This window comes from Paraburkholderia sp. WC7.3g, from assembly GCF_050436345.1.
GTDB lineage: Bacteria > Pseudomonadota > Gammaproteobacteria > Burkholderiales > Burkholderiaceae > Paraburkholderia > Paraburkholderia podalyriae.
Window position 1 is genome coordinate 1657179 of record NZ_JBNDMA010000002.1, and the last position, 19545, is coordinate 1676723.

Genomic DNA, 19545 nt, shown 5'->3' on the forward strand with positions numbered 1-19545 from the left:
TTCTAGAAGTCGATGCGCGCTGCCCGCAGCAGGGCAGCGGTTTCAAAAAGCGGCAAACCCATGATACCCGAATAGGACCCGTCTATACGCTCGATAAACTCCGCCGCGCGTCCCTGCACGCCATAAGCGCCTGCCTTGCCGAGCGGCTCGCCGCTCGCCGCGTAGCGACGCAGCGCGTCTGCGTGCACTGCAGCAAAACGCACCTTCGAGACCGACAGCGCCGGGGGCAGCAACGTACCATCGGCGTCGATCACGGCGAGCGCGGTCAGCACTTCGTGCGTGCGGCCCGCGAGGCGTGTGAGCATGGCGAGCGCGTCGTCGGCATCGATGGGTTTGCCGAGAATCGCGTCGTCGATCGTGACGGTGGTGTCGGCGACGAGGATCGGCCGCGCCGCGTGGCCGCCGTCGACCAGCCGTGCGCGCGCCGCATGCGCCTTCGCGATGCACACGCGCTGCACGTAGTCGCGTGCATGTTCGCCAGTCCGTTCGGCTTCGAGCGCTTCGGCGTCTTCATCGGGACGCGGCAGCAGCAATTCGAAACGCACGCCGAGCTGTTGCAGCAGCTCCTGGCGGCGTGGACTTTGCGAGGCGAGGTAGACGAACGGATGCAGAGAAGCGGAGGACGTGGGCATGAACGGGTATCGACGGAGCGGGAAACGGATGGTTTGAGGGCGGTGAACGCCGGTGAAGTGTGGATGCGCGGCGGCTAACTTGGTGACGCGATCGATGCGCGGCATCCATTTACGGCATCGATGCGCAGCGCGTCGCGCGCATCATCGCATCAAGCGGCAACGATACGTTCAGGCGTGTCGACAGAGCCCCCACGACGCGCCATCAGCAACGAACGGTTGGCAGGCGTCGCCTCGCCTGGCTCACCACTCACGCGCGATGATAAGGATGATTCTGCGTAATGGTCCACGCGCGGTAAAGCTGCTCGGCCAGCAGCACGCGCACCATCGCGTGCGGCAGCGTGAGGCTCGACACGCGCAGCATCATATCGGCGCGTGCCTTTAGCTCGGGATCGAGCCCGTCCGCGCCGCCGATCAGAAAGGCCACGTCGCGGCCGTCCTGCTGCCAGCCCGGCAACGCGCCCGCGAGCTGCATCGTGGTCCAGTCCTTGCCGCGTTCGTCGAGGGCGACGATGCGGGCGTTCTTCGGCAACGCGGCTTCGATCTTCTGCCGCTCGGCGGCCATCACGCTTTCGGCCGAACGCCCCGACGAGCGCTGCTCCGGTTTGATCTCACGCAGCTCGATGCGCAGCTCGGGCGGCATGCGCTTCGCGTATTCGTTGAAGCCGGTCGCGATCCAGTCCGGCATCTTGTGGCCGACGGCGAGGATGTGCAGTTTCATTTCGAGGGCAGTAGCGGTGTGCCCGACACGGCGCGCTTACTTGCGGCGCGCCGTGGTTTTGCGCGCGGGTTTCGCGGCCGGCGCTTCGTCGTCTTCCTCGTCGTCGGGCTCGCTCGCGCGCGCGCCACCGAACGGGTTCGGCGTCGACAGCTTAATGCGCACCGGCTTGTCGCCCCAGATTTCCTCGAGGTTGTAGTACTGGCGCAGCGCCGGCTGCAGGATGTGCACGACCGCGTCGCCGCAATCGACCAGCACCCATTCGCCGATATCCTCGCCCTCGGTGCTGATGATATCGCCGCCGGCTTCCTTCACGCCTTCGCGCACGCTCGACGCGAGCGCCTTGGTTTGCCGGTTCGACGTACCGCTCGCGACGATCACGCGATCGAACAGCGAGGTCAGGTGGCTGGTGTTGAACACTTTGATGTCTTGCGCCTTGACGTCTTCGAGAGCGTCGACGATCACACGTTGCAGTTTGCGAATATCCATGGAGTTACCGGTGGTACAGATGATGTTGAAGAATATAGTCCCACACCGCGGCGGGGACATGACTTGCGGCCTGATCCTGTGCGCTGCCCGCGCCCGCGTGGGCGAGCCGCTGGTTGAGCTGCTCGCGTAGATGCGCGCGAATGTCGGTGGCCGATACGTTGAACGCGAGCGTCGTGTCGATCAGCAGATGACCGCAGGGCGTGCCCCGCAGCACGGCGGCGCTCGCGCGGCGCGCGGCGATCTCGCGGGCGACCGCGGGGGCGCTCGACGCGAGCTCGAAGCCGGGCCGCGTGGCCGCGCCGATATGCGCGAACTCGAACAGGCGCCGCCAGTCGCGCCATGTGTCGAGCTGCACCAGTTGATCCGCGCCGATCAGCAGCGTGATCGATGCGTCGTCGCCTTCGCGCTCGCGCCAGCGTCGCAGCGTGTCGACCGTGTAGGTCGCGCCATCGTGCTCGATTTCGTCGGTCGCGACGCGCACCGTCACGCCGGGGATCGCGACAGAAGCGGCCGCCGCGCGCGTCATCGCGAGTCGATGTTCGGCGGGCGACACGTCGGCTTTCTGCCACGGCTGGCCGGCCGGCAGCAGCACCAGTTCGGTCAGCCGCAGCACGTCGGCGAACCGCCGCGCGAGCGCGAGGTGGCCGTCGTGGATCGGATCGAATGTGCCGCCCAGCAGTCCGATCCGGCGAGGCAGGGCGACAGGGTGAGCGTTCGGCTTCAGATGAGGATCCTTTGTCGTGACCGTAAGCGAGACAGGTGGCGCGTCACACCCACTCGCGCGGCACGAGGAAGTCGCTGTACAAACGCGCTTCCGACGTGCCCGGCTCGGGCTGCCAGTCGTAGCGCCAGTTCGCCACGGGCGGCATCGACATCAGGATCGATTCGGTGCGCCCGCCGCTCTGCAGTCCAAACAGTGTGCCACGGTCGAAGACCAGATTGAACTCGACGTAGCGGCCGCGCCGGTAGGCCTGGAACGCGCGCTCGGCTTCGCCGTACGGCGTATTGCGGCGCCGCTCTATGATCGGCAGGTACGCGTTGAGGAAGCCCTCGCCGACGCTCCTGAGCATCGCGAACGACTCGTCGAAGCCCGGCGCCGAGAAATCGTCGAAGAAAATCCCGCCGATGCCGCGCGGTTCGTTGCGGTGCTTCAGGAAGAAGTACTCGTCGCACCAGCGCTTGAAGCGCGGGTACAGGTCCGCGCCGTACGGCGCGAGCGCGTCGCGGCAGACCTGATGGAAATGCCGCGCGTCCTCTTCGTAGCCGTAGTAGGGCGTCAGGTCCATGCCGCCGCCGAACCAGAACACCGGTTCTTCGCCTTGCCTCGTCGCGATCAGCAGGCGCACGTTCATGTGCACGGTCGGGCAGTGTGGATTGTGCGGATGCAGCACGAGCGACACGCCCATCGCCTCGAATCCGCGCCCGGCCAGTTGCGGCCGCGCGGCGCTCGCCGAGCCTGGCAGCGCGTCGCCCGCGACGTCCGAGAAGCCGATGCCCGCGCGCTCGAAGAACTGCCCGCCTTCGAGAATCCGCGTGACGCCGCCGCCGCGCAGCTTCTCGCCGGGCGCGCGCTGCCACGCGTCGGTCGCGAACGCGGTGCCGTCGAAGGCGCCGAGCGTGTCCGCGATATGCGATTGCAGGCCTTGCAGCCAGCTGCGCACGGCTTGTGCGTCGTAGCTCGAATTGCTCATGAATGCAGGTGCTGGGGGCGGCACGCTTGTCGTGCCGCGGGTTCGTCGAAAGTGGGCGACGGCCGCGTTAGCGTCGGCTGGATGCTGCGCGATCGGACCGCTGATTCGGATTGCGTGGGGGCCGGAGGCGGATCTGGGAGGCGGCTCGCCGCTTCGGCCGATCAGCGGGCTTCGGGCCCGTTCGTCGCGACGAGCGCGAAAGATGCAGTGTAGCGCGCGTCGTTTGGCGTGGCCGCCGCTCGCACGGCGGCCGACGCAAGCGCCGCTTACCTGGCGTCGTGCTTGCGATTGAGCGCGCGATAGCCGATGTCGCGGCGATACTGCATGCCGTCGAACGCGATCTGATTGATCGTTTCATAGGCGGCCGCCTGCGCGGTGCGCACCGAATCCGCCAGACCGACGACGCACAGCACGCGCCCGCCCGAGGTCGTCAGCTTGCCGTCCGTCAGCGTGGTGCCGGCGTGGAACGTGACCGAATCCGCGGTTTCGGCGGGAATGCCGTTGATGCGGTCGCCCTTCCTCGGGGTGTCCGGATAGTTGTGCGCGGCGAGCACGACGCCGAGCGCGGTGCGGCGGTCCCATTCGAGTTCGACGGTGTCCAGCGTGCCGGCGATCGCGTGTTCGACCACCTTCGAATAGTCGCCCTTCAGACGCGCCATGATCGGCTGCGTTTCGGGGTCGCCCATCCGGCAGTTGAATTCGAGCGTCTTCGGGTTGCCTTGCGCGTCGATCATCAGGCCCGCGTACAGGAAGCCGGTGTAGCGGATGCCTTCCTTCTCCATGCCGCGCACGGTCGGCAGGATGATTTCGCGCATCACGCGCGCATGCAGTTGCGGCGTGACGATCGGCGCGGGCGAGTAGGCGCCCATGCCGCCCGTGTTCGGGCCCTGGTCGCCGTCGAGCAAACGCTTGTGATCCTGACTCGACGCGAGCGCGAGCACGTGCTTGCCATCGACCATCACGATGAAGCTCGCTTCCTCGCCGGCGAGGAATTCCTCGATCACGACGCGCGCGCCGGCGTCGCCGAGCTTGTTGTCCGACAGCATCATGTCGACCGCGGCGTGCGCTTCTTCCAGCGTCTGCGCGACCACCACGCCCTTGCCGGCGGCGAGGCCGTCGGCCTTGATCACGATCGGCGCGCCCTTGGCGTCCAGATACGCGTGCGCTGCGGCGACGTCGGCGAAGGTTTCGTATGCCGCGGTCGGGATGCCGTGGCGCTTCATGAACGCTTTGGCGAAATCTTTCGAGCTTTCGAGCTGCGCGGCTTCTTTGGTCGGCCCGAAGATCTTCAGACCGCGCGAGCGGAACAGGTTGACAATGCCTGCCGCGAGCGGCGCTTCCGGCCCGACCAGCGTGAACGCGATCTGTTCCTTTTCGACGAAATCCGCGAGCGCGGCCGGCTCGGTGATGTCGATGTTGAGCAGACGCTCATCCTGAGCGGTGCCGCCGTTGCCCGGCGCGACGTAGACGAGCTGGACCCGCGGCGATTGCGCGAGCTTCCATGCGAGCGCATGTTCGCGACCGCCGGAACCGACGACGAGTAACTTCATGTGAATCCCCGAGACTTAGAAACCATAAACGGCCGAGCGGTGTGCTCGGCCGTGCAATAAACCATCACAGCAAAGGCGAACGGATTCGCGTTCGGCGCGCCATCACTCGTCGGCGATCGACGCGTTTGTATAGACTTCCTGCACGTCGTCCAGATTTTCCAGCGCGTCGAGCAGTTTCTGCATTTTCACCGCGTCGTCGCCGGTGAATTCGACTTCGGTCTGCGGCTTCATCGTGACTTCGGCCAATTCTGCCTTGAAGCCCGCTGCTTCGAGCGCAGCCTTCACCTTCGAAAAATCGTGCGGTGAGCACAGCACTTCGATGCTGCCATCCTCGTTCGTCACGACGTCGTCGGCGCCCGCTTCGAGCGCGGCTTCCATCAGCGCGTCTTCGGCGGTGCCGGGCGCGAACAGGAACTGGCCGATGTGATCGAACATGAACGACACCGAGCCGTCCGTGCCCATGTTGCCGCCGTTCTTCGAGAACGCATGCCGCACTTCCGCGACCGTGCGCGTGCGATTGTCGGTCATCGTGTCGACGATCACCGCCGCGCCGCCGATGCCGTAGCCCTCGTAGCGGATTTCTTCGTAGTTCGCGCCGTCCGCGCCGCCGACGCCGCGCTGGATCGCGCGGTTGATGTTGTCTTTCGGCATGTTGGCGTCGTACGCCTTGTCGACCGCGAGCCGCAGACGCGGGTTCGAGTCGATTTCGCCGCCGCCCAGACGGGCCGCAACCTGGATTTCCTTGATGAGCCGCGTCCAGACCTTGCCGCGCTTGGCGTCGGCCGCTGCTTTCTTATGCTTGATGTTGGCCCATTTCGAATGACCCGCCATACTTTTCTCCGTCGCGCGCGCCAGCGGGGCGCACGCATAGTGCAATTGTCGTTGCGATGTCGGGCGCCTCGCGTATTGCGCCTCGATGTCAAACCGTCAGGCGAAAGGCTGCCGGCCGCTCGTGCTGGCCCGTCGGGGCGGCCACTGCCGCCGCCGATCTCAGCCTCGCCGTTCCCGCGCGTCGTTCCACGCTTGCCCGCCGGTAGGTGTCGGGCCGGTTCTTGCATGACCGGCCGGCCAGACGGGGCCGCGGGGCGGCAGTGCGAGGGGGGGGGCAGCTTGCGCGGCCATCTGCCGCATGACTTGATGCGAAGGCGTGGTGCGTCAGTCGAAATTGCAGGCGGCGTCGCGCGTGATCGTGCGGTCGAGCCGCTCGTCGAACGGATTCGAATTTTATCACGCCGCGCGGGTGCGGCAGAGGGGGCGCGGCGCGTCAGTTCTTGGTACCGAACAACCGGTCGCCCGCGTCGCCCAGGCCCGGCACGATGTACGCATGCTCGTTCAGATGCGAATCGAGCGACGCGACGAACAGCTTGACGTCCGGATGCGCGTCCTGGAACACCTGCACGCCCTCGGGCGCGGCGACGAGCGCGAGGAACATGATGTTCTCGGCGGCGACGTTGCGGCGCTTGAGCACATCGACAGCGTGCACGGCCGAGTAGCCGGTCGCGACCATCGGATCGCAAAGGATGAACACGCGGTCTTCGAGGTCCGGCAGTCGCACCAGGTATTCGACCGGCCGATGATCCTCCGCGCGATACACGCCGATGTGGCCGACGCGCGCCGACGGCACCAGCTCCAGCAGGCCGTCCGACATGCCGACGCCCGCACGCAGCACCGGCACGATCGCGAGCTTCTTGCCGGCGATCACCGGCGCGTCGATTTCGACGAGCGGCGTGGTGATGCGGCGCGTGGTCATCGGCAGGTTGCGGGTGATTTCGTAGCCCATCAGCAGCGTGATTTCGCGCAGCAGTTCGCGGAACGTGCGCGTCGACGTGTCCCGGTCACGCATGTGCGACAGCTTGTGCTGGATCAGCGGGTGATCGAGGATGAAAAGATTGGGGAAACGGCTGTCCTGGGTCATGGCGGGCTCGCGCGCGGCGGCAAGGTGGATCGGTTCGGCGGGCTGCTCCGTTCGTCTCGTCCGCACCCCGGAAGCCGGGCGGAAGGCAGGAAAAGCGCGCCACCGCGCAAGTTTAGCGAAAGAGTGGTGCCCGGCGATACCTGAGATTTCAGCGGCGCGGCACAGTCCGGCAGCGATTCTTCTAGAATCTGGGAAAACTTCGCCACGAGGACGTACACATGGACTTGGGAATCGCAGGACGTACCGCGCTCGTTTGCGCGGCGAGCAAGGGTCTGGGGCGCGGCTGCGCGGAAGCGCTCGCCGCCGAGGGCGTGAACCTGACGATCGTCGCGCGCACCGCCGAAACGCTCGAAGCGACCGCCGAGGCGATCCGCAAGCAGAGTGGCGTCGACGTGAAGACGGTTGCCTGCGACATCACCACGCCCGAAGGGCGCGCCGCCGCGCTGGCCGCGTGCCCGCATCCGGACATCCTCGTCAACAACGCCGGCGGCCCGCCGCCGGGCGATTTCCGCAACTTCACGCACGAGGACTGGATCCGCGCGCTCGAAGCCAACATGCTGACGCCGATCGAGCTAATCCGTCAGACCATCGATACGATGAGCGCGCGCGGCTTCGGGCGCATCGTCAACATCACGAGCTCGGCGGTGAAGGCGCCGATCGACGTGCTCGGTCTGTCGAACGGCGCGCGCTCGGGGCTGACCGGTTTCGTCGCGGGTCTCGCGCGCAAGGTCGCGCCGACCGGCGTGACGATCAACAACCTGCTGCCGGGCCTGTTCGACACCGACCGCATCGCGGTCACGTTCGAGGCGCAGGCGAAAACGCACGGCATTTCGATCGACGAAGCACGCAAGCAGCGCATGAAGACGATCCCCGCAGGGCGCTTCGGCACTCGCGACGAATTCGGCCGCGCCTGCGCGTTCCTGTGCAGCGTGCACGCGGGCTACATCACCGGGCAGAACTGGTTGATCGACGGCGGCGCCTATCCCGGTACGTACTGAGCAGGTACGTACTGAGCTGGCAGGTTCGGAGCCGCCTCGTGCGCGGAGCACGCACCCGAACGACACACGTCACATCACAACAACGATAGTCACAACGGTCTGAGGAGTCTTAAGTCATGAGCACCCGCATTGCGCTGATCGCGCACGATCACAAGAAGGACGACATCGTCAAACTGGCCGGCGAATACGTCGACACGCTCGCGCGCTGCGAGATCGTCGCGACCGGCACGACCGGCGGACGCATCAGCGACGCGCACGGCCTCACGGTCGAGCGCATGCTGTCGGGCCCGCACGGCGGCGACCTGCAGATCGGCGCGCAACTCGCCGAAGGGCGCGTCGACATGGTGATCTTCCTGCGCGATCCGATGACGCCGCAGCCGCACGAGCCCGACATCAACGCGCTCGTGCGTGCGTGCGACGTGCACAACATTCCGTGCGCGACGAACATTTCGACCGCGCGCATGGTGCTCGACGTGCTGACGCTGCGCCTGTCGGGCGACGCGTGAGCGCGCGCGTCGCCGCACCCACATCCGTCCAGATGAAGGAGACATGATGGTCAAGACAATCCGATTCGACAAAACCGGCGGCCCCGAAGTAATGAAATGGGTCGACGTCGACGTGGGCGAGCCCGGCGCGGGCGAGATCCGTATTCGCCAGACGGCGGTCGGCCTGAACTATATCGACGTGTATTTCCGCACCGGTCTGTATCCGCTGCCGCTGCCGGGCGGACTCGGAATGGAAGCGGCCGGCGAAGTCAGCGCGATCGGCTCGGGCGTGAGCGGTCTGAAGGTCGGCGATCGCGTCGCGTACGTCGCGCGGCCGCCCGGCGCGTACGCGCAGGAGCGCTTGCTGCAGGCCGCGCAGGCCGTCAAGCTGCCCGATGCGCTCAGCGACGAGCAGGCCGCGTCGGTGATGCTGCAAGGCTTGACCGCGCAGTATCTGCTGCGCCGTACGTACCGCGTGAAGGCCGGCGACACGATCCTCATTCAGGCCGCGGCGGGCGGTGTCGGCCTGCTGGTGTGCCAGTGGGCGAAAGCGCTCGGCGCGACGGTGATCGGCACGGTCGGTTCGGACGAGAAAGCCGACATCGCGAAAGCGCACGGCTGCGATCACGCGATCGTCTATACGCGTGAGAACTTCACGAAGCGCGTACGCGAGATCACCAACGGCGCGGGCGTGCCGGTCGTCTACGATTCGATCGGCAAGGACACCTTCGAAAAGTCGCTCGACTGCCTCGCGCCGCTCGGCCTGTTCGTGAGCTTCGGCAACGCGTCGGGTCCGCTGCCGCCGATCGATTCGTCGGAGTTCGCGGGACGCGGCTCGCTGTTCTTTACGCGCCCGACGCTCTTCACCTATATGGCGAAACGCAGCGATTACGAGGCGATGTCGGCCGAGCTGTTCGACGTGCTGGCCTCCGGCAAGGTCAAGACGAGCATCAATCAGCGCTATGCGCTGAAGGACGTCGGGCAGGCCCACGCCGACCTCGAGGCCCGCCGCACGACCGGGTCGACGATTCTGTTGCCGTAAAAAGTAACGGCGCGGCCCCAGGCCGCGATCTACGCCATCCATCAAGGCCGTTTCATCGCGAGATGAAACGGCCTTGTGCGTTTACGCCATTTTTACGCGCACCCCGCCATCTTTGACCAGCCCTTTAGGCGGATCGGCATACCGTTGCAGCTATCCAGAATCCGTACATGGGGAACAAAAATGGATGTGCTGTATGTCGGGGGGCTCGTGGTGTTCGCCGCGCTGACCTTTGGGCTGATTGGCGGCTGCGAAAAGCTGATGCAATTCCGCCGCGGGCAGGGAGCGCGCTCATGACCTGGATGCTGTGGCTGGCCGGCGCGTCCACCGTGCTGCTGTTCATTTATCTCGTGTATGCGCTGCTGCGCGCGGAGGACATCGAATGAATGCGAACAATGTCCTGCAGGCGAGCCTTTTTATCGTCGTGCTGTTGGCCGCCGCGGTGCCGGTGGCAAGTTACATCGGCGCCGTGATGGACGGCAGCTCGCGCGTGGTGCGCTTCGGCGCGCCGCTCGAACGGCTGCTTTACCGTATCGCCGGCGTCGATCCATCGCAGGAAATGGGCTGGAAGCACTATGCGATCGCCACGGTCGCGTTCAATGTGCTCGGCGTGGTGTTCCTGTACGTGCTGCTGCGCGTACAGGGCTGGCTGCCGGGCAATCCGCAGCAGTTCGGCGCGATGTCGGTCGACAGCGCGTTCAACACCGCGGTCAGCTTCGTCACCAACACGAACTGGCAGGACTACACGCCCGAGCAAACGGTCAGCTATCTGACGCAGATGCTTGGCATGACCGTGCAGAACTTCCTGTCGGCGGCAACGGGCATCGTCGTCGTGATCGCGCTGATTCGCGGCTTCGCGCGTCATACCGCGCAGACGATCGGCAACTTCTGGGTCGACATCACGCGCGTGACGATGTACGTGCTGCTGCCGATGGCGGCGATCATCGCCGCACTGCTGATGAGCCAGGGCGTGATCCAGAACTTCAAGGCGTATCAGGACGTACCAACGCTGCAGGCCACCACGTACGCCGCGCCGAAGCTCGACGCGCAAGGCAATCCGGTCAAGGACGCGAAGGGCAATCCGGTGACGGTCGACACGCCCGTGAAGACGCAGACCATCGCGATGGGCCCGGTTGCGTCGCAGGAAGCGATCAAGATGCTCGGCACCAACGGCGGCGGCTTCTTCAACGGCAACTCGGCTCATCCGTATGAAAACCCGACACCGTTCTCGAATTTCGTGCAGATCTTGTCGATCCTGATCATACCGGCCGCGCTCGCGCTCGTGTTCGGCCGCGTGATCGGCGACCGTCGGCAAGGCGTGGCCGTGCTCGCGGCGATGACGATCGCGTTCGGTGTCTGCGTGTTCGGTGAAATCGGTGCGGAGCAGAGCGGCAACCCCGCGTTCACCGCGCTCAACGTCGATCAGTCGGCGAACGCGCTGCAGGCGGGCGGCAATGCGGAAGGCAAGGAAACGCGCTTCGGCATCGCGCAGTCGGGCATTTTCACGGTCGCGACGACGGCGGCTTCGTGCGGCGCGGTCGCCAACACGCACGATTCGTTGACGCCGATCGGCGGCCTGTACCCGATGCTGTTGATACAGCTCGGCGAGGTGATCTTCGGCGGTGTCGGTTCAGGCATGTACGGCATGCTCGTATTCGCGCTGCTCGCGGTGTTCGTCGCGGGTCTGATGATCGGACGTACTCCTGAGTATGTCGGCAAGAAGATCGAAGCCTACGAGATGAAGATGGTCTCGATCGTCGTGCTGCTCACGCCGCTGCTCGTGCTCGTGGGCACATCGATCGCGGTGCTCAGCGATGCGGGCAAGGCCGGCATCGCGAACCCTGGCGCGCATGGCTTCTCCGAAATCCTCTACGCGTTCAGTTCGGCCGCGAACAACAACGGCAGCGCATTCGCGGGTCTGTCGGTGAATACGCCGTTCTACAACTGGCTCACCGCGATCGCGATGTGGTTCGGCCGCTTCGGCACGATCGTGCCGGTGCTCGCGATCGCCGGCTCGCTGGCCGGAAAGAAGCGCATCGGCGTGACCGGCGGCACGCTGCCGACGCATGGACCGCTGTTCGTCGTGCTGCTGCTCGGCACGGTGCTGCTGGTCGGCGCGCTGACCTACGTCCCGGCGCTCGCGCTCGGTCCCGGCGTCGAGCATCTGATGATGATCGGCGTGCAGTGACGCGCGGCCGGGAACAACGACCGAACAGGCGCTTGCACGCAGAAACCGAGCAAGCGCACACGGATATTCGAGGATTCGATGACTGAACATAACGCTACGCGGTCCATGTTCGACCCGGCGCTGCTGCGCCCGGCGATCGTGGACTCCTTCAAAAAGCTCACGCCGCGCACGCAGTTTCGCAACCCGGTGATGTTCTGCGTGTACGTCGGCAGCATTCTGACGACCATTCTGTGGATCGCCGCGCTCGGCGGTCAGGCCGAGGCGCCCGCGGGCTTCATTCTCGCGGTCACGCTGTGGCTGTGGTTCACGGTGCTGTTCGCGAACTTCGCGGAGGCGATCGCCGAAGGCCGCTCGAAAGCGCAGGCCGCGTCGCTGCGCAGCGCGAAGAAAGACGTGATGGCCAAGAAGCTCAACGAGCCGCATCCGAAGTCGCCGATTCGCATCACAACCGCGACCGATCTGCGCAAAGGCGACGTCGTGCTGGTCGAGACCGGTGACGTGATTCCGGCCGATGGCGAAGTGATCGACGGCGTCGCGTCGGTCGACGAATCGGCGATCACCGGTGAGTCGGCGCCGGTGATCCGCGAGTCGGGTGGTGACTTTTCGTCGGTGACGGGCGGCACGCGGGTGCTGTCGGACTGGATCGTCGTGCGCGTCACGGCGAATCCGGGCGAGGCGTTTCTCGACCGCATGATCGCGATGGTCGAAGGCGCGAAGCGTCAGAAGACGCCGAACGAAATCGCGCTGACCATCCTGCTGGTCGCGCTGACCATCGTGATGCTGCTCGCCACCGCGACGCTGCTGCCGTTCTCGATGTTCTCCGTCGAAGCGGCGAAGGCCGGTCACGTCGTGACGATCACCGCGCTCGCCGCGCTGCTCGTGTGCCTGATCCCGACGACGATCGGTGGCTTGTTGTCGGCAATCGGCGTGGCCGGCATGAGCCGCATGATGCAGGCGAACGTGATCGCGACCTCGGGCCGCGCCGTTGAAGCGGCCGGCGACGTCGACGTGCTGCTGCTCGACAAGACCGGCACGATCACGCTCGGCAATCGCCAGGCGTCGCAGTTCCTGCCCGCGCCGGGTCTGAGCGAAGAGGCGCTTGCCGATGCCGCGCAGTTGTCGTCGCTGGCCGACGAAACGCCGGAAGGCCGCAGCATCGTCGTGCTCGCGAAGCAGCGCTTCAACATCCGTCAGCGCGACATGGCCTCGCTGCACGCGGTGTTTCTCGCGTTCACCGCGCAGACTCGCATGAGCGGCGTCGATCTGTCCCCCCAGGGGACTTCTTCCGGGACGCCCCGCCGCGAAATCCGCAAGGGCGCGGCCGATGCGGTCAAGCACTACGTCGAAGCGCACGGCGGCCGTTTCCCGAACGAAGTCAGCAACGCGGTCGCCGATGTCGCGCGACGCGGCAGCACGCCGCTCGTGGTCGCCGAGAAGGGCGAGCAGGGCGCGCGCGTGCTCGGCGTGATCGAGCTGAAGGACGTCGTGAAGGGCGGCATCAAAGAGCGCTTCGCCGAGCTGCGCAAGATGGGCATCAAGACCATCATGGTGACGGGCGATAACCGCCTGACCGCCGCCGCGATCGCGGCCGAAGCGGGTGTCGACGACTTCCTCGCCGAAGCAACGCCCGAAACCAAGCTCGCGACGATTCGCGCGCACCAGGCTGAAGGGCGTCTCGTCGCGATGACCGGCGACGGCACCAACGACGCGCCCGCGCTTGCGCAGGCCGACGTCGCGGTCGCGATGAACACCGGCACGCAAGCGGCGAAAGAGGCGGGCAATATGGTCGACCTCGATTCGAATCCGACCAAGCTGATCGAGATCGTCGAGATCGGCAAACAGATGCTGATGACGCGCGGTTCGCTGACCACGTTCTCGATCGCCAACGACGTCGCCAAGTACTTCGCGATCGTTCCGGCCGCGTTCGCATCGACGTATCCGGCGCTCAATGCGCTGAACGTGATGCATCTGGCGACGCCGACCTCGGCGATCATGTCCGCGGTGATCTTCAACGCGCTGATCATCGTGCTGCTGATTCCACTCGCGCTGAAGGGCGTGCGCTATCGCGCGCTCGGCGCGGCGATCCTGCTGCGCCGCAATCTGCTGATCTATGGCCTCGGCGGGATCATCGTGCCGTTCATCGGCATCAAGCTGATCGATATGGTGCTGGCCGCGTTCGATTGGGTTTGAGCGCGAACCGCGTCGCTACGAAGTAACCTGCAGTGATGAAAAGGGAAAGAGACCCATCATGAAAAATCTGTTCCGTCCGTTGATCGTGATCTTCGCGGTGCTGAGCGCGATCACCGGACTCGCTTATCCCGCCGTGATGACCGCGTTCGGCCAGGCGGCCTTCCACCAACAGGCCAACGGCAGCCTGATCGAGCAGAACGGCAAGGTGGTCGGCTCGCAGCTGATCGGCCAGCAGTTCGACGCGCCGCAGTACTTCTGGGGCCGGCTGTCGGCGACGAGCCCGATGCCGTACAACCCGCAGAACTCGGGCGGCTCGAACCTCGGACCGAACAATCCGGCGCTGCTCGACGAGATCAAGGGCCGTCTCGCCGCGCTGAAGGCGGCGGGCACCGACATGTCGAAGCCGGTGCCGGTCGATCTGGTCACGTCGTCGGGCAGCGGCCTCGATCCGGAGATCAGCCCGGCCGCGGCCGCGTATCAGGTCGAGCGTGTCGCGCAGGCGCGTCACCTCGCGTCGAACGACGTGCAGGCGCTCGTCGAGCGCTATACGACGGGGCGTCAGTTCGGCGTGCTCGGCGAGCCACGCGTGAACGTGCTGAAGCTCAATCTCGCGCTCGATGAAATGAAGCGCGGTTGACACCCAAACGCAACGGCAACCCGGCCGCCCTTGCGGTTCATCGATAACTCAGCGGCGTCCGCGTGGCGCCGCGCCGCCATTTGCGGGCCGGCGCGCGCCGTGCCACCATGCAGACACCGCCGCTCACACGACGATCAAAACCACTGAGCATGAACCGCCCCGATCCTGACGAACTGCTCGACAAGCTGCAGCGCGACGAAGAAAAACGTCAGCGCGGCCGGCTGAAAATTTTCTTCGGCGCGTCGGCCGGCGTCGGCAAGACCTATGCGATGCTGCAGGCCGCGCGCCGCCGCGAGGAGGAAGGCATCGACGTGCTGGTCGGCATCGCCGAAACACACGGGCGCGGCGAAACCGCCGCGCTGCTCGCGGGACTCGACGTGCTGCCGCTCGCGCATATCGAGTATCGCGGCCGCAAGCTCGGCGAATTCGATCTCGACGCCGCGCTCGCGCGCAAGCCGCAACTGATCCTCGTCGACGAACTCGCGCATTCGAACGTGCAGGGCGCGCGCCATCTGAAGCGCTGGCAGGACGTCTACGAACTGCTCGATGCGGGCATCGACGTTTATACGACCGTCAACGTGCAGCACCTTGAGAGCCTGAACGATGTGATCGGCCAGATCACCGGCATCCGCGTGTGGGAGACGGTCCCCGATCGCGTGTTCGACCATGCCGACGAAGTCACGCTCGTCGATCTGTCGGCCGAGGAACTGCTCGACCGCATGCGCGACGGCAAGGTGTACATGGCGCAGCAGGCAGAGCGCGCGGTGCGCAACTTCTTTCGCAAGGGCAACCTGATCGCGCTACGCGAACTCGCGCTGCGCCGCACTGCCGATCGTGTCGACGCGCAGATGCGCGAGTACCGCGCCGATCGTTCGATCCAGCGTATCTGGCAGGCGCGCGAGCGGTTGCTGGTGTGCGTGGGTCCCGGTCCGGAGGCGCCGGCGCTGGTGCGCTCGGCGGCGCGCCTCGCCGCTAGCCTGAAAGCCGACTGGCTCGCGGTCTATGTCGAAACGCCCGCGTTGCAGCGTCTACCCGACGCGCGCCGCGAACGCACGTTGAACGCGCTGAAGCTCGCCGGCGAGCTCGGCGCCGAAACCGCGACGCTCGCCGCCACCGATGCGCTCGACGCGCTGATCGGATATGCGCAGGCGCGCAACGTGTCGAAGCTGGTGGCGGGCGCGTCGTCGCGCACCGGCATCAGCCGCTGGCTGCGTCGGCCGGTTGGCGAGCGCATCGCCGAGAAGAGCGGCGATCTCGATCTCACGCTGATTCGTGTGTCGTCGGAGCGCGGCGGCGGCGAGCAGCGGCGTCTGCTGAACACGACCGCGAACGCGTGGCGCGAGGCGTTGAGCGCGGCGCGCGAGCGTCGTTCACCGCCGCGCGCCTACGCGCTCGCGCTCGCGATCGGCACGGCGATCACGCTGCTATCGAGCCAGCTGATCGATCGCATCGATCTGACCAACCTCGTGATGTTGTATCTGCTCGGCGTGATCTTCACGGCGGTGAAGCTCGGGCGCGGGCCGGGTGTCGTGCTGTCGTTCGCGAGCGTCACCGCGTTCGATTTCTTCTTCGTGCCGCCGCGCCTGTCGCTGTCGGTCGCCGATACGCAGTACTTACTGACGTTCTTCGGCATGCTGCTGACGTCGCTCGTGATCAGCAATCTGACTGCGAGCCTGCGCCGCGAGGCGAGCGTCGCGCGACACCGCGAGCAGCGCACCGGCGCGATGTACGAAATGGCGCGCGAGTTGGCCGCGGCGCTGACCACCGAGCAGATCGTCGGGATCGGCAGCCGGCACGTGAGCGAGGTGTTCGGCGCGCGCGTCGCGATCCTGCTGCCCGACAGCGCCGATCAGGTCAAACAGAAGATCGAGGACCCCGATGCGGCGATCACGCTCGAAGGCGACGCGCTCGATCTCGACGTCGGCCAGTGGGTTTACGATCAGCAGAAGCCGGCCGGCCACGGCACCGACACCTTGCCGGCCGCCGCGGCGCTGTATCTGCCGCTGAAGGCGCCGATGCGCACGCGCGGCGTGCTCGCGGTCGTCGTGCGTGACGAGCGCGAGCTGACCGTGCCCGAGCAGCGGCGCATGCTCGATGCGTTCGCCGCGCAGATCGCGCTCGCACTCGAACGTGTGCACTACGTCGATATCGCGCGCGATGCGCTCGTCAACATGGAGTCGGAGCGGCTGCGCAATTCGCTGCTGTCGGCGATTTCACACGATCTGCGTACGCCGCTGACGACGATCGTCGGCTTTTCGTCGATGCTCGCGCAGGGGCGGCAGCAGAGGTCGGCGGGCGAGGAGGAGCGCAGCGACGAACTCGTCGATGCAATCCACGAAGAAGCGCTGCGCATGACCGGCATCGTCACGAACCTGCTCGACATGGCGCGCTTGCAGGCCGGCAGCCTGCAACTGAACCAGCAATGGACGCTGCTCGAGGAAACCGTCGGCGCCGCGCTGCGCGCTTGCAGGCGCGTGCTCGCGGACCATCCGGTACAGGTCACGCTGCCCGCCGATCTGCCGCTCTTGCACCTCGACGCGGTGCTGATGGAGCGGCTGTTCTCGAACCTGTTCGAGAACGCGGCCAAGTACACCCCGTCCGGCACGCCGCTCGCGATCGGCGCGCAGCAGATCGACGCGGACGGCGCGTCGTTCGTGCGCATCACGATCGATGACAACGGCCCGGGCCTGCCCGCCGGCATGGAAGCGCGCGTGTTCGAGAAGTTCACGCGCGGCGAGAAGGAGTCGGCGCAACCGGGGATCGGCCTTGGGCTCGCGATCTGCCGCGCGATCGTCGAGGCGCACGGCGGTACAATCGGCGCGCTCAACCGGATTGCCGCGAACGGCCACGTCGAGGGCGCGCGCTTCTGGTTCACGCTGCCGGTCAAGACGCCGCCCGATGCACCCGATCCGCTCGAAGACGAGGGCGCCGCCACCGACACCGCCGCCGACCTCAACCCGCTCACCCGACCCGCCCATGAGTGACCCGAGCATCACAGTCGTTCTGATCGAAGACGAGAAGCAGATTCGCCGATTCGTGCGCACCGCGCTCGAAGGCGAGGGCATCGCCGTGTACGACGCCGAGACCGGCAAGCAGGGGCTCGTCGAAGCGGCGACGCGCAAGCCCGACCTCGTGATCGTCGATCTCGGCCTGCCCGACACCGACGGCCTCGACGTGATCCGCGAGTTGCGCGGCTGGAGCGAGCTGCCGGTGATCGTGCTGTCGGCACGCACCCAGGAAAGCGAAAAGGTCGCCGCGCTCGACGCCGGCGCCGACGACTACCTGACCAAGCCGTTCGGCGTGTCCGAGTTGCTCGCCCGGATCCGCGCGCATCTGCGGCGGCGCAATCACGGCGGCGCGAACGAATCACCGCAGGTGCGCTTCGGCGCGGTCACCGTCGACCTCGCGCTGCGCCAGGTCACGCGCGACGGCGCCGCGATCCATCTGACGCCGATCGAATATCGGCTGCTCGCGACGCTCGTGCGCCACGCCGGCCGCGTGCTTACACACCGGCAGTTGCTGCGCGACGTGTGGGGGCCGTCGCATGTCGAGAGTCATCACTATTTGCGCATCTACATGGCGCACCTGCGCGGCAAGCTCGAGCGCGATCCGGCGCAGCCCGAGCATATCGTCACGGAGACGGGCGTCGGGTATCGGCTGGTGGGCGCGGTGTGAGCCCGGCCACTATGCCGCACCGGTTATCATTTCCTGAAGTAAGGACGACCTTACGCTTGCATCGATCATCGGGGACGGCCCCATTTTTCATGGAGCTGTTTCGATGTCCTGGTTTCTTCTATTGATCGCCGGTTTGCTCGAAGTCGCGTGGGCGGCCGGTCTCAAAACTTCCGAAGGTTTCACCCGCTTGTGGCCGTCCGTCTTCACGGTCGTGACCGCGCTAGGCAGCTTCGTGCTGCTCGCGCTGGCAATGCGCCAGTTGCCGCTCGGCACTGCGTATGCTGTATGGACGGGAATCGGCGCGGTCGGCGCATTCATCTTCGGTGTCGTGATGATGGGGGAGGCGGTGACGGTCGCACGCGTCGCCAGCGCGTCGCTGATCGTGATCGGCCTCGTCGGACTGAAGCTGTCCTCGGGGCGCTGACCCGGCGGCCATTGCCTGCAAGCCACAGCGAGGCTTCGCCGCTCTGCGTTCTGCGAATTATCGTGACTATAATGAGACGGACGACCTTGAGATTGCCCGCGGCCAGCCTGGCGCGGCCAGGCTGGCGCGGCCGGCCTTGCGAGCCTGACGGCTTTGGCGCGGAACACCCGCTTGTTCCCGCCGCGGCGCCCGGCATGCACAAAGCGCGTGGAGGCGGCCATGCTTGAATCACTTTCGCTTGCAGCGGGCCTTTCATGGGGCAGCGGTCTGCGCCTCTATCTGACGGTCCTGCTGGCCGGCGTGTTCGCACGTCTTGGCCTGATTCACTTGCCGGACACGTTGTCCGCACTGTCATCGCCATGGGTTATCGGCGCGGCGGCCGTGCTGACGCTGGCCGAATTCCTCGCCGACAAGATCCCCGCGTTCGATTCACTGTGGGACGCGATCCACACCTTCATCCGCATTCCGGCCGGCGCCGTGCTGGCCGCCGGCGCGCTCGGCCACACCGATCCGGCGCTGCTGAGCGTTGCGGCGCTTGCGGGCGGCACGCTCGCCGGTACCGCGCATCTCGCGAAGGCAGGCACCCGCGCGCTGATCAATCTGTCGCCGGAGCCGGTGTCGAATGTTGTCGCGTCGACCGCCGAGGACGGCCTCGTGTTCGGCGGGGTACTGCTTGCGCTGTTCGTGCCGCTCGTATTTCTGGTCCTGATGGTAGGCTTCCTGCTGCTCGCGGCGTGGGCGCTGCCGCGCTTGTGGCGTGGCGTGCAGGGCGGTTTTCGCGGCATGGCCACGCACATGGTGTCGCGATTGGTGAGGAGCAGGCACGATTGAGCGAAGCACTACCGGGATCTAACGCGGGTTCAAGCACGCGCGCCGACACGAGGCCGGCGCGGCGGCTTGGTGGCATCGATCTGTGG

Annotated in this window: 20 protein-coding genes; 12 read left to right on the plus strand and 8 right to left on the minus strand. The window is 66.3% G+C overall.

Annotated features, from left to right (window positions below):
* Positions 1–2: 2 nt before the first annotated feature.
* From OKW43_RS19125 to upp, 8 genes are all read right to left on the minus strand, one after another.
* A complete protein-coding gene (locus OKW43_RS19125; protein WP_429449097.1) occupies positions 3–632 on the minus strand; it encodes a Maf family protein in 630 nt (209 codons plus the stop codon).
* 247 nt (positions 633–879) lie between these two features.
* Positions 880–1350: a 23S rRNA (pseudouridine(1915)-N(3))-methyltransferase RlmH gene (rlmH, locus tag OKW43_RS19130; protein WP_429449099.1), complete on the minus strand. Its 471-nt coding sequence runs from the start codon at positions 1348–1350 to the stop codon at positions 880–882.
* A 36-nt stretch (positions 1351–1386) separates the two neighbouring features.
* A complete protein-coding gene (gene rsfS, locus OKW43_RS19135) occupies positions 1387–1836 on the minus strand; it encodes a ribosome silencing factor (RefSeq protein ID WP_429449101.1) in 450 nt (149 codons plus the stop codon).
* 4 nt (positions 1837–1840) lie between these two features.
* Positions 1841–2560: a nicotinate-nucleotide adenylyltransferase gene (locus tag OKW43_RS19140; protein WP_222945618.1), complete on the minus strand. Its 720-nt coding sequence runs from the start codon at positions 2558–2560 to the stop codon at positions 1841–1843.
* A 43-nt stretch (positions 2561–2603) separates the two neighbouring features.
* Complete coding sequence (hemF, locus tag OKW43_RS19145; RefSeq protein WP_429449103.1) at positions 2604–3527, minus strand: oxygen-dependent coproporphyrinogen oxidase; 924 nt, start codon at positions 3525–3527, stop codon at positions 2604–2606.
* Positions 3528–3793: 266 nt separating this feature from the next.
* The gene (gene purD, locus OKW43_RS19150; RefSeq protein ID WP_187635037.1) at positions 3794–5077 is read right to left on the minus strand and encodes a phosphoribosylamine--glycine ligase; all 1284 of its coding nucleotides are present in this window, start codon (positions 5075–5077) and stop codon (positions 3794–3796) included.
* 102 nt (positions 5078–5179) lie between these two features.
* Positions 5180–5908 (minus strand): YebC/PmpR family DNA-binding transcriptional regulator, encoded by a 729-nt coding sequence (locus tag OKW43_RS19155; protein ID WP_187635036.1) that lies wholly within the window; start codon positions 5906–5908, stop codon positions 5180–5182.
* Between the two features lie 433 nt (positions 5909–6341).
* Positions 6342–6992, minus strand: a complete 651-nt coding sequence (gene upp / locus OKW43_RS19160; protein WP_062126416.1) for a uracil phosphoribosyltransferase — start codon at positions 6990–6992, stop codon at positions 6342–6344.
* A 218-nt stretch (positions 6993–7210) separates the two neighbouring features.
* Here upp and OKW43_RS19165 point away from each other — a divergent pair, with 218 nt between their 5' ends.
* The 12 genes from OKW43_RS19165 to OKW43_RS19220 all read left to right on the plus strand — a co-directional run bounded on the left by OKW43_RS19165 (position 7211) and on the right by OKW43_RS19220 (position 19459).
* Positions 7211–7990 carry an SDR family oxidoreductase gene (locus tag OKW43_RS19165; RefSeq protein ID WP_429449106.1) on the plus strand — a complete coding sequence of 260 codons (780 nt, stop codon included), beginning with the start codon at positions 7211–7213 and terminating at the stop codon, positions 7988–7990.
* A gap of 116 nt (positions 7991–8106) precedes the next feature.
* The gene (locus tag OKW43_RS19170) at positions 8107–8496 is read left to right on the plus strand and encodes a methylglyoxal synthase (RefSeq protein ID WP_187635034.1); all 390 of its coding nucleotides are present in this window, start codon (positions 8107–8109) and stop codon (positions 8494–8496) included.
* Between the two features lie 46 nt (positions 8497–8542).
* Positions 8543–9517, plus strand: a complete 975-nt coding sequence (locus OKW43_RS19175; protein WP_187635033.1) for a quinone oxidoreductase family protein — start codon at positions 8543–8545, stop codon at positions 9515–9517.
* Between the two features lie 180 nt (positions 9518–9697).
* A complete protein-coding gene (locus OKW43_RS19180; RefSeq protein ID WP_429449109.1) occupies positions 9698–9811 on the plus strand; it encodes a potassium ABC transporter ATPase in 114 nt (37 codons plus the stop codon).
* Entirely contained in the window at positions 9808–9900 is a 93-nt protein-coding gene (kdpF, locus tag OKW43_RS19185) for a K(+)-transporting ATPase subunit F (protein ID WP_187635031.1), read from the plus strand. Before OKW43_RS19180 ends, kdpF begins: the two co-directional genes overlap by 4 nt.
* Complete coding sequence (gene kdpA / locus OKW43_RS19190; protein WP_429449111.1) at positions 9897–11702, plus strand: potassium-transporting ATPase subunit KdpA; 1806 nt, start codon at positions 9897–9899, stop codon at positions 11700–11702. The genes kdpF and kdpA overlap by 4 nt, the downstream gene beginning before the upstream one ends.
* A gap of 78 nt (positions 11703–11780) precedes the next feature.
* On the plus strand, positions 11781–13892 hold the full coding sequence (gene kdpB / locus OKW43_RS19195) for a potassium-transporting ATPase subunit KdpB (RefSeq protein ID WP_187635029.1): 2112 nt from the start codon (positions 11781–11783) through the stop codon (positions 13890–13892).
* A 58-nt stretch (positions 13893–13950) separates the two neighbouring features.
* Positions 13951–14529: a potassium-transporting ATPase subunit KdpC gene (kdpC, locus tag OKW43_RS19200; protein ID WP_187635028.1), complete on the plus strand. Its 579-nt coding sequence runs from the start codon at positions 13951–13953 to the stop codon at positions 14527–14529.
* A gap of 149 nt (positions 14530–14678) precedes the next feature.
* On the plus strand, positions 14679–17513 hold the full coding sequence (locus OKW43_RS19205) for a DUF4118 domain-containing protein (RefSeq protein ID WP_187635027.1): 2835 nt from the start codon (positions 14679–14681) through the stop codon (positions 17511–17513).
* Positions 17506–18204: a two-component system response regulator KdpE gene (gene kdpE, locus OKW43_RS19210; protein ID WP_187635026.1), complete on the plus strand. Its 699-nt coding sequence runs from the start codon at positions 17506–17508 to the stop codon at positions 18202–18204. Before OKW43_RS19205 ends, kdpE begins: the two co-directional genes overlap by 8 nt.
* Positions 18205–18307: 103 nt before the next feature.
* Positions 18308–18628, plus strand: coding sequence for a quaternary ammonium compound efflux SMR transporter SugE (gene sugE, locus OKW43_RS19215; RefSeq protein WP_429449115.1), 321 nt, complete (start codon positions 18308–18310; stop codon positions 18626–18628).
* A gap of 219 nt (positions 18629–18847) precedes the next feature.
* Complete coding sequence (locus OKW43_RS19220) at positions 18848–19459, plus strand: DUF4126 domain-containing protein (protein WP_429449117.1); 612 nt, start codon at positions 18848–18850, stop codon at positions 19457–19459.
* Positions 19460–19545 lie beyond the last annotated feature (86 nt).